Here is a 14,304-nt window from a genome sequence, read left to right on the forward strand (position 1 = left end):
GTGGTCGGAGGACCAGGTAGGCGCTGACTCGGCGCAAACGGACCGGAACGAAGTGAGGACCGTATTGCGCCGCGTCGGCGCCCCACAAGACCAAGGTAAGAAGAAGTGACAGACCCAGCCCGCCCCGCAAGACCCCACCAAAAACTCCTGGAGGACGGCCGCACCGTACGCGAGGTCCTCACCTACACCCGCCGCGGCAGCCGCCTGGACACCAAGCAGCAGCGGGCTTGGGACGAGTACGCCGAACAGTGGGTCATCCCTGACGAGGCCGTCGACGAGCCGGGCTTCTCGCTGGAGAGCTGGTTCGGTTCCCGCGAAGACGGACAGAAGGCTCCGCTGATCGTCGACATCGGTGGGGGAGTGGGGGAGGCGACCGCCGTGCTCGCCGCGGCTCGTCCTGCGTACGACATCCTCGGTCTCGAGGTCTGGCGCCCCGGTGTCGCGGAGAGCCTGGCCCGGGTAGGGGCGGCGGGTGCGACGAACGTACGTTTCTGCAGCGTCGACGCTCTCTGGACGCTCGAGAACCTCGTCGCGCCGGAGTCGGTCAGCGAGGTGTGGACGTTCTTCCCCGACCCGTGGCACAAGACGCGTCACCACAAGCGCCGCCTGGTGACGGCGGAGAATGCCAGGATGATCGCCGAGCGGCTGAAGTCGGGCGGCGTGTGGCGTCTGGCGACCGACTGGGTCGAGTACGCCGAGCAGATGATCGAGGTGCTCGATGCCGAGCCGCTGCTGACCGGCGGTGCGGTCGAGCGCTGGGAGGAGCGCCCGGTGACCAAGTTCGAGCGCAAGGGCCTCGCCAAGGACCGGGTCATCACCGACCTGCTCTACCGGAGGCGTTGACCCGAGCTGCCCGTGTCGTGACCGATCTGTGGGGTGTGAAGCGTCAGGATCGGTGACATGCTGCTGTACGCCGACATTCCCTCGCGCCGCATCGCCCAGGTGCTCGCCGACGTGTTGACGCTGGCGTGGATCGTCGGGTGGATCGTGGTCGGCCGGCTCGTCCACGAGCTGATCTCCGCGCTCGCGGTGCCGGGCGAGAAGATGGACGAGGCGGGCAGGTCGCTCTCCGAGAGGCTGCTCGAAGCTGCTGGGAGGGTGGACGACCTGCCGCTGGTCAGTGACGGTTTCTCGACGCCGTTCGAGGGCGCCGCACGGGCCGCCGACCGGCTCTCGGCGGCCGGTGAGTCGCAGGTCGAGGCCGTCGGCACCATCGCGCTCGGGTTCGCTGTCGCCGTCGTGGTGGTCCCGGTGGTGATGTGGCTGCTGGTCTACGTTCCGTTGCGGTGGCGGTTCATCCGCACCGCGACCTCGACCCGACGCTTCCTTGAGGCCGGCACCGGCGCCGACCTCGTCGCGCTGCGGGCGATGTCGACCCGGCCGTTGCACGAGCTGGCGAAGATCAGCAACGACCCGGTCCGGGCCTGGCGCGACGGGGACGCCGCCGTCGTGGCCGAGCTGGCCGCGCTCGAGCTGAACGCCGCGGGGTTGAGCACCAAGCGACTGCGCGGTTAGCGCGCGGTGAGGCGGGCCCGCAGGCGCTCGTCGCGGGCCAGTCGCGCGGCGTCGCGGTCGCGTCGGGTGGCGAGCACGGCGGCCAGGTAGGCCTCCGCCGGGGTGCCTGGCGGCGGCCCGGGGGCGACGTACGTCTGCACCTCGGTCGCCAGCCGCTCGGCGAGCGCGGCGCGGCGTACGGGGTCGGTGTAGGTGCCGACCTCGCCGGAGAGGAACCGGCGCACGGCCAGGCTCAGGCCGACCGGGATGGTCGCGACGTCGGCGCCAGCGGCCCAGGCGGCCAGGCCCGGCGGCATCTGGATCGGGATCGGCGGCCGCAGCGGGACCCGGACACGGATGACGTAGGTGCCGGCGGCGATGTCGCCGAGGCGCTTGCCGCGCGGGTGGATCATAGCGGTCAGGAACGCCGCGGCCCCGCCGGTGCCGTAGATCTCGACGTAGCCGACCAGCGCGCGCACGAACGCATGGTGGAAGCTGATGGCACCGCCGTCGTCGCGCACGACGCGGAGCCCGAGGGCGAGCCGGCCGAGCGAGCGGCCTCGGGTGAGTGTCTCGATCGTCGTCGGGACGATGAGGAACACCGTCGCGGTGGCCGCGATGTAGGCCGCCCAGGCGAGGGCCTCGTCGGACTCGGGCGCGGCGGTCATGAAGACGATCAACGTCACGACCAGCAGCACCAGCACGACGATGACGTCGATCAGCCCCGAGAGCAGCCGCATGCCCAGCCCGGCCGCGGGAAGGTCGAGCGCGACCGCATCGCCGGTGACGAGGTCGTCATCGGTGAGCAGCGCTCGTTCGGGGCGTCGCTCGGGCGATTGCGGCGCGGGAGACATGGGCGTCAGCGTACGCTGCGGGCGTGGATCTCGACGCGTATCTGGCCTCGACCTCGGCCGACCGCACCCGGCTCGAGCAATTGCTCGCCGAGCGCCGGCTGAACGGTGCCCAGGCCGACGAGCTGGTCGAGCTCTACCAGCGGGTGAGCACCCAGCTCTCGGTCGTACGCAGCAACGCCCCCGACCCGACGGTCGTGCAGCACCTCTCGGTGCTGCTGGCGGCCGCCCGCAACCGCACGACCGGCACCCACACCAGCACCTGGTCGGGCTTCCTGCGCTTCTTCACCCACCGCTTCCCGGCAGCGCTCTACCGGCTGCGCTGGTGGTGGCTGGGAATGATGGCAGCCAACGTGATCGCCACCGCGGTGATGATCTGGTGGCTGTTGGGGCACCCCGAGGTCGAGCAGTCGCTGATCGCGCCCGACCAGGTCGAGCAACTGGTCGAGCACGACATCGAGGGCTATTACAGCGAGCACGCGGCCTCGTCGTTCGCCACCCAGGTATGGCTCAACAACGTCTGGGTCTCGTTCCTCTGCATCGCGCTGGGCGTGCTCGGGCTGCCGGTGATCTACTCGATGTTCGGCAACATCTCCAACCTGGCGGTGCTCGGCACCCTGATGCATCGTCACGACCGCGCCGGCCTCTTCTGGGGCCTGATCCTGCCCCACGGTCTGCTCGAGCTGACCGCCGTCTTCGTCGCTGGAGCCGTCGGCCTGCGACTGTTCTGGTCGTGGATCGACCCCGGCCCGCTCACCCGTGGCCAGTCGATGGCCCGCGAGGGACGCACGGCTGCCGGCATCGCCCTCGGCCTCATCGTCGTGCTGCTGATCTCCGGCATCATCGAAGCCTTCGTCACCCCCTCACCCCTGCCCACCTGGGCCCGCGTCGGCATCGGCATCCTCGCCGAGCTCGCGTTCCTCGCCTACGTCTTCATCGTCGGCCGCGCCGCCGCCTCGCACGGCGAGACCGGCGACATCGACGAGCGCCTGCTGGAGGACCGCGTCGCCACCCAGTCGTAGACGTAGGCCCGACCTCGTGAGTCGAACTCAGAGCTGACCGGTGGCCTTGAGCTGCAGGTAGTGGTCGGCGAGGGCAGGCGGGAGGGACTCGGCGTCGGCGTCGACGATGTCGACCCCGAGGGCGCGGAGCATGGCGGCGGTGTGGTCGCGGCGGCGCAGCGTCTGCTCGGCGGCGGCAGCGGCGTAGACGTCGTCGAGGGTGTCGCGGGAGGCGGCGGTGGCTTCGAGCTCTGGATCTCTGACCGAGGCGAGGACGACGCGGTGGTGCTGGGTCAGCACCGGGAGCACGGGGAGGAGCGACTCCTCGATCGCGTGCGGGTCGAGAGGTGTCAGCAGGACGACGAGGGCGCGGTGGCGGCCGAGACCCGCGACGGCGCCGGCGAGGGTGGACCAGTCGGCCTCGGCGATCACCGGCTCGAGGTCGGCCATCGTCTCCTGGAGTCGCTGGGTGACGTCGCGCTGGCCGGCGAGACGCAGCCGGGAGCGCACCCGCTGGTCGCCGCCGAGGAAGTCGATACGGTCGCCGGCCCGGGAGGCGATGGCGGCCAGCAGCAGGCCGGCGTCCATGGCCGAGTCGAGCCGCGGCACCCCGCCGCCGGCGCCCTCGACCCTGGCTGCCGAGGTGCGGGAGGTGTCGAGCACCAGCACCACCCGGCGGTCGCGCTCCGGCTGCCAGGTGCGCACCACGACCGTGCGAGAGCGCGCGGTGGTGCGCCAGTCGATGGAGCGTACGTCGTCGCCTCGGACATACTCCCGCAGCGAGTCGAACTCCGTGCCCTGTCCGCGCACCCGCACCGCGGCCCGTCCATCCAGCTCCCGCAGGCGTTGGAGTCGCGAGGGGAGATGCTTGCGCGACTCGAAGGCGGGCAGCACTCGCACCGCTCCCTCCACCTGGAGCGTGCGTTGGCGGGCGCCCAGCCCCAGCGGTCCGTAGGCCCGCACCGTCACGCCCAGCGCGTGCAGGTCGCCGCGGCGTCGCGGTCGTAGTGGCGTACGCAGCCTGGTGCTGTCGCCGAGGCCGAGCCGGATCCGGTGACGATTGGTGGCCGAGGCGGAGCCCGAGGTGGTCGACCCGGCCCCGGCCGTCGGCTGCCAGGCGTCGCGGATCAGCGCTCGCACCGACCTGGCGGGGGAGCGGATGATCAGCTCGGAGGCCGCCTCATCACCGAGCCGGATGCCGCCCAGCTGCGTGCGCCGGATCTCCAACGACGCCGGCTTCGGCGCGATGAGCACGTCGAGCAGCACGAGCACGATGACGAGCAGGATCCAGACCGCGGCCGTGCTGCCGGCCGGCCACAGCACGACCGGCACGATGCCGGCCAGCATCAGCAGCGGGACCCGCCAGGTGATCGCCATCAGTGCCACCCCGGTGCATCGGGGGTGGTGACCGCTCGACCTGCAGGGGTGACGTCTCGGCGGGGGCTGGTCATCGGGGGACGGGGACGGCGCCGATGGCGGAGGAGAGCACCTGTCCGACCTGGACACCCTCGAGCTCGGCCTCGGGACGCAGGGCGAGGCGGTGGGCGAGGGTGGCGTGAGCCAGGGACTTCACGTCGTCGGGGGTGACGAAGTCGCGTCCGGCCAACCACGCCCAGGCGCGGGCGGCGCGCAGCAGCGCGGTGGCGCCGCGGGGCGAGACGCCCGCCGACAGCGACGGAGACTCCCGGGTGGCTCGGGCGATGTCGACGATGTAGCCGGTGACCTCGGCGGAGACCTGCACGTCGCCGACGAGCCGGCGCGCGGCCTCGATGTCGGCTCCGGACGCCACCGCGGTGACGCCCGCGCCGGCGACGTCGCGCGGGTCGAAGCCGGAGGCGTGCCGGGTGAGGATCTCGACCTCGTCGGTGCGCGCGGGCACCGGCAGCACGACCTTCAGCAGGAAGCGGTCGAGCTGCGCCTCGGGGAGCGGGTAGACACCTTCGTACTCGATCGGGTTCTGGGTCGCGGCGACGAGGAACGGGCTCGGCAGCGGCCGGGTCACCCCGTCGACCGAGACCTGGCCCTCCTCCATCGCCTCGAGCAGCGCCGACTGGGTCTTCGGCGGGGTGCGGTTGATCTCGTCGGCGAGGAGCAGGTTGGTGAAGACCGGGCCTTCGCGGAACGTCAGGGAGCCGTGGGACGACTCGACCACCATCGAGCCGGTGATGTCGCCGGGCATCAGGTCGGGGGTGAACTGCACCCGCCGGGTCTCGACGGAGAGCGCGGCCGACAGGGCCCGCACGAGCAAGGTCTTCGCCGTGCCGGGCACGCCCTCCATCAGCACGTGGCCGCCGCACACCAGCGCCACCAGCAGACCGGAGACCGCGGCATCCTGGCCGACGACGGCCTTGGCGACCTCGGCCCGGACCGCGGTGAGCCGCTCCTGGGCGCCGCCCGGTGTCGTGCCCGACGGACTCGTCTCGGACTGGGTCATGGGTTTCTTACCTCTTCCTCGAGAGCGGCCAGCGCGTTGGCCAGCGTGATCAGGTCATGGTCGGTGGTGAGGCTCGTCCCGTCGAGGAGCAGCGCGGAGATGTCGACCTCGGCGCGGCCGGTGCGACGGGCGACGGCGCGCACGACGGCCTCGGACGTGGCGTCGCGACCGAGGCGGAGCGTACGGGTCAGGCGGCTGCGCGAGGCGTGGCGCAGGGTCGCGGCGGCGTGCGAGCGATCGCCGGAGCGGCGGTAGAGCCGGCCGAGGCTTCGGGTCGTCTCCCCGGCGCGCACGTGGACCGGAAGCGGCTCGACCGCCAGCGGACCCAGCCGTCGGCCGCGGGCGAGCGCGAGAGCGATCACGGTGAGCACCACGATCCACAGGCCGGGGCGGATCCAGTCCGGCAGCAGCGACGCGGGGGAGCTGCCCTCGCCCGGAGCGACGTCGTCGAGCGAGGGGACGTACCAGACCAGGTGGTCGGCGCCGCCGAGCAGCCGCAGCGCGACCGTGGCGTTGTCGGCGCGCAGGATCTGCTCGTTGGTCAGCACCTGCGGCGCGCCCCATACGGTGAGGTCGTCGGCCGGTGCGAGCACCGCGCCGTCCTGGTGGGGGAAGCACGAGCCGCCGTCGTAGGCAGCGATCTCGTCTGCCTGGATGCTCAGCCCTTTCCAACGGCGGTCGTCGCAGTCGGCCTCGACCGAGTCAGAGGTCTGAGCGACCTGGTAGGGGATGTCGAGCATCGCCGAAACGTAGGGCTCGGGGGCCGCCAGGATGAGGTCGTCCACGCCGCCCGCGCGCTCGCGGAGCCGATCGGCGGTGCGCTCGCCGAGGGCATTGGTGCCGGTCACGAAGACGGTCGTCTCCGCCCCGATGCGGGTGTCGTCGAGGGCCTTCGCGGACCGGACGATCTCGACGTCGACACCGTGCTCCTCGAGCACCTCGACGAGCGCCCGGGTTCCGTCGGGGTCAGGGCTCTCGGGGTCGAGCGGGGCATAGGAGTCACCACCCTTCGGGGTCGCGACGTACGCCAGCACGACCGCGACCACGAACGCCAGCGCGACGATCAGCAGCGGGCGGTGCCGCCGGAACCGGCCCTGTTCGGCGGTGGTCGGGCCACTCACCTCGGCGTCGGCCGCGGCACTCATCGCGCCACCGCCAGCTCCTGCTCGAGAGCGAGCACGCCCTCGGCCTGTTCCCGGGTCGCCGGATGGTCGCCGTAGAGCACCTCGTCGAACAGCTCCGCGGCGCGTACGGCCCGACCGTCCACAGCAGCGACCTCACGCTCCAGGCTCGCCGCCACCTCGGCAGCGGTCAGCCCGGGGTCGTCGGCCAGCCGGCCACGCTCGACCTGTCGCCTGGCGAGCGCGCGGAAGCCTTCGACGACCGCGGTGCCATGATCGCCCGCACCGTACGCCGCCTCGGCCCGCTGCCGGAGCGCAGCAGCAGAGAGCGACTCGTCGGTGAGCACGTCGCCGTTGCGGTCGCGGGCGGCTCGGGGGCTGCGCCGGGCGCGGGAGACGAGCAGCCCGATCCCGACCAGGAGCAGCGCGAAGACGACCATCGCGGCGACCGTCTGGGCCCACGGCATGTCGCCCGCAGACGGGAGCCCGCCGGACAGGGTGCGCTCGATCCAGCGCATGATCCGCTGGACGAGGTCGAGGTCGTGATACTCGGGGTCGGCCAGCTCGCGCCGCAGCCAGGAGCGGCCCTCCTCGGGCGTGGGCGTCAGCGGGGGAGTGGGTTGCGCGAGGATCATCTGCTCAACAGCCCGGCCTGCTCCATCAGCTCGACCTCGTAGGACTCCTTGCGGATGCGCTGGTCGAGATACTGCAGGTTGGTCACCGCGCCGGTGAACGGGGTCGCGATCGCGGCGGCCACCACGGTGGCGAGGGCGTTGCCGGTGATCGTCGCCAGGAAGTAGAGGTCGGGCACCGCGACGCTGACCACGCTGGCGATGATGCTGATCGGGAAGCCGATGATCTGTGAGGCGAACCCGGCGATGATCGAGGCGAGCAGAGCGATGCCGAGCAGCCGCCAGAACTGGCCCTTCGAGAGCTGCCAGGCGCGCCGGACCGCACCGATGACGCCGGTGCGCTCGAGCATGAGCGACGGCACCGCGAGCAGGTAGAAGCGCACCGAGACGAAGACCGCGGCGACGAACAGCAGCAACCCCAGGAGGACACCGGCCAGGATCGCCCGGAGCGGGCTGTCCTGGACGACCGCCACCAGCACGATGAGCGCCACCGCGACCCCGAGGGCGAGCAGCGCGACGCCGGCGAACAGCACCGCGAGCCCGATCAACCGCCAGCGGTTGCCGTGGGTGGCGGCCCACGCCTGGGTGAGGGTGAGCTTCTTGCCGATCGCCGCCGCGTGGGCGACGTGGGAGATCATCCCGGCGACCAAGATGGTGCCGAAGCCCTGCAGGATCATGCCCACGAGCAGCGACCCGACCGCGGCCACGATCCCGACGACCTCGGCACCGCCGGGTTGGTAGTCGGGGTCCTCGAGCGCGGACCCGAAGGTCTTGAGGCTGTCGCCGGTGAACGTCATCGTGCCGGTCACGACCAGCGGGATGGCCATCGCCACGGCCGCGACGAGGACGGAGGCGCCGACCGTGGCGCCGGGGTTGAAGCGTACGAGCCGGAAGGCGCCGTCGAGCATGTCGCCGAGCCCCAGCGGACGCAGCGGGACGGCTCCCGGCTTGTGTGCCGGTGGCAGCTGTTGGGGCCAGGCCGGCGGGGTCGCGAACTGGGTCGGGGTCGGCGGGGTCGCCGCACCCTGTTGAGGTTGCTCACCCGGCGGGGGTGGCCACGCTCCTGACATGCTGATGCTCCTCGTCGCGACGTCCGGCGATTGCTCGGATGGGGGCATCCTTTCAGAAGGGACCCGAGGGTCACCGTTGATTTGGAGCCACCTGCGTAGCCGTGACAAGATTCTCGGGTTGCTCCAGTGAATGTGCGCTGGGGTGCGCACACATTGACTACTGAATCGCGTCACCTGAGCAGACTGATCAGTCTGCCCGGATGTGGTCGGTGGTCGCCGTGTGCCCATCCCGAAGGCGTGATTCCAGTAAAGCTGATGGTGAACGACTCGTCGTTGGTTCGGCGTTGTCCGCTGTTGTTTTCTATGACAGTGATGACGACACGCCCGACCTCGGGGGTCGGAGCCGGAAGTGAGCAGCCGGGCCGACTCAGCCGGAGGACGCCTGTAGCACGCGGCACGCTGACCAAGAAGGACGAGAGAGACAGATGGCGGGACAGAAGATCCGCATCAGGCTCAAGGCCTATGACCACGAGGTGATCGACACCTCGGCGCGAAAGATCGTGGACACGGTCACCCGTACGGGTGCCAAGGTCGCCGGCCCGGTGCCGCTGCCGACCGAGAAGAACGTGTACTGCGTCATCCGCTCGCCGCACAAGTACAAGGACTCGCGCGAGCACTTCGAGATGCGCACCCACAAGCGCCTCATCGACATCATCGACCCGACCCCGAAGACTGTTGACTCCCTCATGCGGCTCGACCTGCCTGCTGGTGTCGACATCGAGATCAAGCTCTGAGGTTGACGACATGACGATCGAACGCAACGTGAAGGGTCTCCTGGGCACCAAGCTCGGCATGACCCAGCTGTGGGACGAGAACAACATCGTCGTCCCCGTGACCGTCATCGCGGCGAACACCAACGTCGTGACCCAGGTCCGCACCCCCGAGGCTGACGGCTACAACGCCGTCCAGATCGGCTTCGGCGAGATCGACGGCCGCAAGGTGAACAAGCCGGGCGCCGGCCAGTTCGAGAAGGCCGGCACCACGCCGCGCCGCCACCTGGCCGAGATCCGCACCGCTGACGCCGCGTCGTACGCCGCCGGCCAGGAGCTCCCCGTCGACACCTTCGCCGCCGGCGAGGACATCGACGTCACGGGCACCTCGAAGGGTAAGGGTTTCGCGGGCACCATGAAGCGTCACGGCTTCTCCGGTGTCGGCGCCTCCCACGGTGCTCACCGCAACCACCGCAAGCCGGGATCGATTGGCGCCTGCGCCACCCCGGGTCGCGTGTTCAAGGGCGTCCGCATGGCCGGTCACATGGGTACTGACACCGTCACCACCCAGAACCTCACCGTGCACGCCGTCGACACCGAGAAGGGCCTCATCCTGGTCAAGGGCGCCATTCCTGGCCCCAAGGGTGGCCTCGTGGTCCTGCGCTCGGCTGCTAAGAAGCTGGAGGCCTGATCATGGCTATCAAGACCGTCAAGGTCGACTTCCCGGCTGAGATCTTCGATGTTGAGCTCAACATCCCGCTGATCCACCAGGTCGTCGTCGCGCAGCAGGCCGCTGCGCGCCAGGGCACGCACGCCACCAAGACCCGCGGCGAGGTCCGCGGCGGTGGCCGCAAGCCCTACAAGCAGAAGGGCACCGGCCGCGCCCGCCAGGGTTCGACCCGTGCGCCGCAGTTCGCCGGTGGTGGCACCGTCCACGGCCCGCAGCCGCGTGACTACAGCCAGCGCACCCCCAAGAAGATGAAGGCTGCCGCCCTCCGCGGTGCCCTCTCCGACCGGGCTCGCGCCAGCCAGATCCACGTCGTCGAGTTCTCCCTCGAGGGTCCCTCGACGAAGACCGCTCTGACCGGCCTCCGGTCGATCTCGGACGCCAAGCGTTTCCTGGTCGTCCTGGACCGCTCCGAGTCCGTCGCCGCGCTGAGCCTGCGCAACGTCCCCGAGGTGCACCTGCTCTGGGCCGACCAGCTCAACACCTACGACGTCCTCGTCTCCGACGACGTTGTCTTCTCCAAGCCGGCCTACGAGATCTTCGTCTCGGGCAAGCCGGTCGTCGCCGCCAAGGAGACCGCCACCGCTGGTGAGGTCAAGAAGGCCGAGACCAAGAAGACCGCCGCCGCTGCTGCGCCTGCCGCGGAGTCGGACCTTCCCGAGGGTGCTGTCGCGCCGCTCGAGGACGGCTCCGCTCCCGAGGGTTACTCGATCAAGGGCAACGTCAAGGGCAAGGACAAGAAGTTCCACGCCCCGGGCGGCCGTTGGTACGACGCGACCAAGGCCGAGGTCTGGTTCAAGTCCGCTGAGGACGCCATTGCGGCTGGCTTCGTCGAGGCCGGCAAGAAGGCTGCTTCTGACAAGGAGGCCGACAAGTGAGCACGCTGCACTACGACCCCCGCGACATCCTGCTCGCGCCGGTGGTCTCCGAGAAGAGCTACGGCCTCCTCGACCAGAACAAGTACACCTTCATCGTTCGCCCCGACGCGAACAAGACCGAGATCAAGATCGCGGTCGAGAAGGTGTTCGACGTCAAGGTGACCTCGGTCAACACGGTCAACCGCAAGGGCAAGGCCCGTCGTACGCGGTACGGCATGGGCAAGCGCCCTGACACCAAGCGCGCGATCGTGTCCCTGGCCGAGGGTGACCGCATCGATATCTTCGGCGCGTGAGAAGGACTGACTGAACATGGCTATTCGTAAGTACAAGCCGACCACCCCGGGCCGTCGTGGCTCGTCGGTGGCCGACTTCGCCGAGATCACTCGGACCACGCCGGAGAAGTCGCTGACCAAGCCCCTTCCCAAGAAGGGTGGCCGCAACAACCAGGGTCGCGTCACCACGCGTCACCAGGGTGGCGGTCACAAGCGCGCCTACCGGATCATCGACTTCCGTCGTTACGACAAGGACGGCGTGCCGGCCAAGGTCGCTCACATCGAGTACGACCCCAACCGCACCGCCCGTATCGCCCTGCTGCACTACTTCGATGGCGAGAAGCGCTACATCCTCGCGCCGGTCGGCGTCAGCCAGGGCACCGTCGTGGAGTCCGGCCCGGGTGCCGACATCAAGCCCGGCAACAACCTCCCGCTGCGCAACATCCCGGTCGGTACGACCATCCACAATGTTGAGCTGCGTCCCGGTGGCGGCGCGAAGATCGCCCGCTCCGCCGGCATGAGCGGCCAGCTGGTCGCCCGTGAGGGCTCCAAGGCCACGCTGCGTATGCCTTCGGGCGAGATGCGCTTCGTCGACGTGCGCTGCCGCGCCACCGTTGGAGAGGTCGGCAACGCCGAGCAGTCCAACATCAACTGGGGCAAGGCCGGCCGGATGCGGTGGAAGGGCGTTCGCCCGACCGTCCGTGGTGTCGTCATGAACCCGGTCGACCACCCGCACGGTGGTGGTGAGGGTAAGACCTCTGGTGGCCGTCACCCGGTCAGCCCCTGGGGTAAGCCCGAGGGCCGCACGCGCAAGCGCAAGGCCTCTGACTCGCAGATCATCCGCCGCCGTAAGAGCGGGAAGGGTAGGAAGTAAGCAATGCCTCGCAGCCTGAAGAAGGGCCCCTTCGTCGACGACCACCTTCAGAAGAAGGTGGACGCCGAGAACGACAAGGGCAGCCACAACGTGATCAAGACCTGGTCGCGCCGCTCGATGATCGTGCCCGAGATGATCGGTCACACCATCGCGGTGCACGACGGTCGCAAGCACGTCCCGGTGTTCGTCTCCGACTCGATGGTCGGGCACAAGCTGGGCGAGTTTGCCCCGACCCGCACGTTCAAGGGTCACGTGAAGGACGACCGGAAGGGCCGCCGCCGCTGAGGCGGTGGTGCCCAACCCACCTAGGAATCTGGAGAGAACGAGAATGAGCACCACCGAGCGTGTGCGCGTCAGCGCCCGCCGCGAGTCGCTCCTCGGCGACCAGCCGGGTGCCTTCGCGAGTGCCCGCTTCGTGCGGATCACCCCGATGAAGGCACGCCGGGTCGTCGACCTGGTCCGCGGCCTGCCCGTCGACGAGGCTTTGTCCCTGCTGCAGTTCGCGCCGCAGGCAGCCTCCGAGACTGTCTACAAGGTCCTCGAGAGCGCCATCGCCAACGCGGTGTCGGCCGAGGGTCTGGACCGTGACGACCTCGTCGTCTCGGTCGCCATGGTCGACGAAGGTCCGACCATGAAGCGCTGGCGTCCCCGCGCCCAGGGTCGTGCGACCCGCATCAACAAGCGGACCTCGCACATCACCCTGGTCGTGCAGCCGGCGGACGTCGTCGAGAAGGGCGGAAAGAACTAATGGGTCAGAAGATCAACCCCAACGGCTTCCGCCTGGGCATCTCGACCGACCACAAGTCGCGCTGGTACGCCGACAAGCAGTACAAGGAGTACGTCGGCGAGGACGTCAAGATCCGCAAGCTGCTCAGCAAGGGCATGGAGCGGGCCGGCATCGCCAAGGTCGAGATCGAGCGCACCCGTGACCGCGTCCGTGTGGACATCCACACCGCGCGTCCCGGCATCGTGATCGGTCGCCGCGGCGCCGAGGCCGACCGCCTCCGCACCGAGCTGGAGAAGCTCACCGGCAAGCAGGTCCAGCTGAACATCCTCGAGGTCAAGAGCCCCGAGGTCGACGCTCAGCTGGTCGCCCAGGGTGTTGCCGAGCAGCTCAGCGGCCGCGTGCAGTTCCGTCGCGCGATGCGCAAGGCCATGCAGACCACCATGCGCTCCGGTGCCAAGGGCATCCGGATCCAGTGCTCGGGTCGTCTCAACGGCGCGGAGATGTCGCGTACGGAGTTCTACCGCGAGGGTCGCGTCCCGCTGCACACGCTGCGTGCCGACATCGACTACGGCTTCTACGAGGCTCGTACGACCTTCGGCCGCATCGGCGTGAAGGTCTGGATCTACAAGGGTGAGGTCGCCGGCTCGCGTGCCGAGCGTCAGGCTGCCCAGGCCGCCCGTGCGGGCGTCCCGGGTCGCGGTGGCAACGACCGCCGTGGCGGCCGTGGCGACCGTCCCTCGCGTGGATCCCGCGGGGACCGCCCCAACCGCGCCGACCGCGCGGCCAAGACTGAGGCGCCGGCTGCCGCTGAGGCTCCCGCCGCCGAGACCACGACCCAGGAGGGCTGATCCATGCTGATGCCCCGTCGAGTCAAGCACCGCAAGCAGCACCACCCCAAGCGCACCGGCGTTGCCAAGGGTGGCACGAAGCTTGCCTTCGGTGACTTCGGCATCCAGGCGATCGAGGGTCACTACGTGACCAACCGCCAGATCGAGGCGGCGCGTATCGCGATGACTCGTCACATCAAGCGTGGCGGCAAGGTGTGGATCAACATCTACCCCGACGTCCCGCTGACCAAGAAGCCTGCCGAGACCCGCATGGGTTCCGGTAAGGGTTCCCCCGAGTGGTGGGTCGCCAACGTCAAGCCCGGCCGTGTCATGTTCGAGCTTTCCGGTGTCGACGAGTCCACGGCTCGCGAGGCGATGCGCCGCGCGATCCACAAGCTGCCCATGAAGTGCCGTTTCATCACGCGAGAGGCTGGTGAGTTCTCATGACCAACTCTCTGCAGGCGTTCGAGCTGGACGAGCTCACCGACGTCGACCTCGAGTCGAAGCTGCGCGAGGCCAAGGAGGAGCTGTTCAACCTCCGCTTCCAGGCGGCCACCGGCCAGCTGGAGAGCCACGGTCGGCTCCGCACCGTCAAGAAGGACATCGCCCGGATCTACACCGTGGTGCGTGAGCGCGAGCTCGGCATTCGCGTGACCCCGGGTGCCGAGACCACTGAGGAGGCCTGA

General features: G+C 69.8%; 19 protein-coding genes. 13 read left to right on the top strand and 6 right to left on the bottom strand.

Translation table 11 applies throughout. The annotated features are described in order from the left end of the window. Window positions 1-105: 105 nt before the first annotated feature. Together trmB and FB381_RS04895 are read left to right on the top strand one after the other, a co-directional pair. The gene (gene trmB, locus FB381_RS04890) at window positions 106-843 is read left to right on the top strand and encodes a tRNA (guanosine(46)-N7)-methyltransferase TrmB (protein WP_141779248.1); all 738 of its coding nucleotides are present in this window, start codon (window positions 106-108) and stop codon (window positions 841-843) included. Window positions 844-900: 57 nt separating this feature from the next. After that, window positions 901-1,515, top strand: coding sequence for a hypothetical protein (locus FB381_RS04895; RefSeq protein ID WP_141779249.1), 615 nt, complete (start codon window positions 901-903; stop codon window positions 1,513-1,515). On the opposite strand, the gene FB381_RS04900 is transcribed toward FB381_RS04895, so the two are convergent. Continuing rightward, window positions 1,512-2,348, bottom strand: coding sequence for an RDD family protein (locus FB381_RS04900; RefSeq protein ID WP_141779250.1), 837 nt, complete (start codon window positions 2,346-2,348; stop codon window positions 1,512-1,514). The two genes, FB381_RS04895 and FB381_RS04900, sit on opposite strands and share 4 nt — an antisense overlap. 23 nt (window positions 2,349-2,371) lie before the next feature. Between FB381_RS04900 and FB381_RS04905 the strand changes: the two genes are divergently transcribed. Further along, the gene (locus FB381_RS04905; RefSeq protein WP_141779251.1) at window positions 2,372-3,367 is read left to right on the top strand and encodes a stage II sporulation protein M; all 996 of its coding nucleotides are present in this window, start codon (window positions 2,372-2,374) and stop codon (window positions 3,365-3,367) included. A gap of 27 nt (window positions 3,368-3,394) precedes the next feature. Here FB381_RS04905 and FB381_RS04910 read toward each other — a convergent pair whose 3' ends face one another. From FB381_RS04910 to FB381_RS04930, 5 genes are all read right to left on the bottom strand, one after another. Beyond that, complete coding sequence (locus FB381_RS04910) at window positions 3,395-4,723, bottom strand: DUF58 domain-containing protein (protein WP_141779252.1); 1,329 nt, start codon at window positions 4,721-4,723, stop codon at window positions 3,395-3,397. A gap of 70 nt (window positions 4,724-4,793) precedes the next feature. Further along, complete coding sequence (locus FB381_RS04915) at window positions 4,794-5,780, bottom strand: AAA family ATPase (RefSeq protein ID WP_141779253.1); 987 nt, start codon at window positions 5,778-5,780, stop codon at window positions 4,794-4,796. After that, window positions 5,777-6,925, bottom strand: a complete 1,149-nt coding sequence (locus tag FB381_RS04920; protein ID WP_141779254.1) for a DUF4350 domain-containing protein — start codon at window positions 6,923-6,925, stop codon at window positions 5,777-5,779. Before FB381_RS04920 ends, FB381_RS04915 begins: the two co-directional genes overlap by 4 nt. Further along, window positions 6,922-7,536, bottom strand: coding sequence for a DUF4129 domain-containing protein (locus FB381_RS04925; protein WP_141779255.1), 615 nt, complete (start codon window positions 7,534-7,536; stop codon window positions 6,922-6,924). Before FB381_RS04925 ends, FB381_RS04920 begins: the two co-directional genes overlap by 4 nt. Continuing rightward, window positions 7,533-8,603: a glycerophosphoryl diester phosphodiesterase membrane domain-containing protein gene (locus FB381_RS04930; protein ID WP_141779256.1), complete on the bottom strand. Its 1,071-nt coding sequence runs from the start codon at window positions 8,601-8,603 to the stop codon at window positions 7,533-7,535. Before FB381_RS04930 ends, FB381_RS04925 begins: the two co-directional genes overlap by 4 nt. 425 nt (window positions 8,604-9,028) lie before the next feature. On the opposite strand from FB381_RS04930, the gene rpsJ reads away from it, so the two are divergent. From rpsJ to rpmC, 10 genes are read left to right on the top strand one after another with little or no spacing between them, the layout of a single operon-like run. Beyond that, window positions 9,029-9,337, top strand: coding sequence for a 30S ribosomal protein S10 (rpsJ, locus tag FB381_RS04935; protein WP_008360994.1), 309 nt, complete (start codon window positions 9,029-9,031; stop codon window positions 9,335-9,337). A 10-nt stretch (window positions 9,338-9,347) separates the two neighbouring features. After that, window positions 9,348-10,004, top strand: a complete 657-nt coding sequence (gene rplC / locus FB381_RS04940; RefSeq protein ID WP_141779257.1) for a 50S ribosomal protein L3 — start codon at window positions 9,348-9,350, stop codon at window positions 10,002-10,004. Window positions 10,005-10,006: 2 nt separating this feature from the next. Beyond that, window positions 10,007-10,918 (top strand): 50S ribosomal protein L4, sunset domain variant, encoded by a 912-nt coding sequence (gene rplD, locus FB381_RS04945; RefSeq protein WP_141779258.1) that lies wholly within the window; start codon window positions 10,007-10,009, stop codon window positions 10,916-10,918. Next, complete coding sequence (gene rplW, locus FB381_RS04950) at window positions 10,915-11,211, top strand: 50S ribosomal protein L23 (RefSeq protein WP_141779259.1); 297 nt, start codon at window positions 10,915-10,917, stop codon at window positions 11,209-11,211. Before rplD ends, rplW begins: the two co-directional genes overlap by 4 nt. 16 nt (window positions 11,212-11,227) lie before the next feature. Then, window positions 11,228-12,064, top strand: a complete 837-nt coding sequence (rplB, locus tag FB381_RS04955; RefSeq protein WP_141779260.1) for a 50S ribosomal protein L2 — start codon at window positions 11,228-11,230, stop codon at window positions 12,062-12,064. Between the two features lie 3 nt (window positions 12,065-12,067). Beyond that, window positions 12,068-12,349, top strand: coding sequence for a 30S ribosomal protein S19 (gene rpsS, locus FB381_RS04960; RefSeq protein ID WP_141779261.1), 282 nt, complete (start codon window positions 12,068-12,070; stop codon window positions 12,347-12,349). 43 nt (window positions 12,350-12,392) lie between these two features. Further along, window positions 12,393-12,812, top strand: a complete 420-nt coding sequence (gene rplV, locus FB381_RS04965) for a 50S ribosomal protein L22 (protein WP_141779262.1) — start codon at window positions 12,393-12,395, stop codon at window positions 12,810-12,812. Continuing rightward, on the top strand, window positions 12,812-13,639 hold the full coding sequence (gene rpsC, locus FB381_RS04970) for a 30S ribosomal protein S3 (RefSeq protein WP_141779263.1): 828 nt from the start codon (window positions 12,812-12,814) through the stop codon (window positions 13,637-13,639). Before rplV ends, rpsC begins: the two co-directional genes overlap by 1 nt. Window positions 13,640-13,642: 3 nt before the next feature. Continuing rightward, window positions 13,643-14,065, top strand: a complete 423-nt coding sequence (rplP, locus tag FB381_RS04975; protein ID WP_141779264.1) for a 50S ribosomal protein L16 — start codon at window positions 13,643-13,645, stop codon at window positions 14,063-14,065. Continuing rightward, on the top strand, window positions 14,062-14,304 hold the full coding sequence (gene rpmC / locus FB381_RS04980) for a 50S ribosomal protein L29 (protein WP_141779265.1): 243 nt from the start codon (window positions 14,062-14,064) through the stop codon (window positions 14,302-14,304). The genes rplP and rpmC overlap by 4 nt, the downstream gene beginning before the upstream one ends.

The organism is Nocardioides albertanoniae, assembly GCF_006716315.1.
Lineage (GTDB): Bacteria > Actinomycetota > Actinomycetes > Propionibacteriales > Nocardioidaceae > Nocardioides > Nocardioides albertanoniae.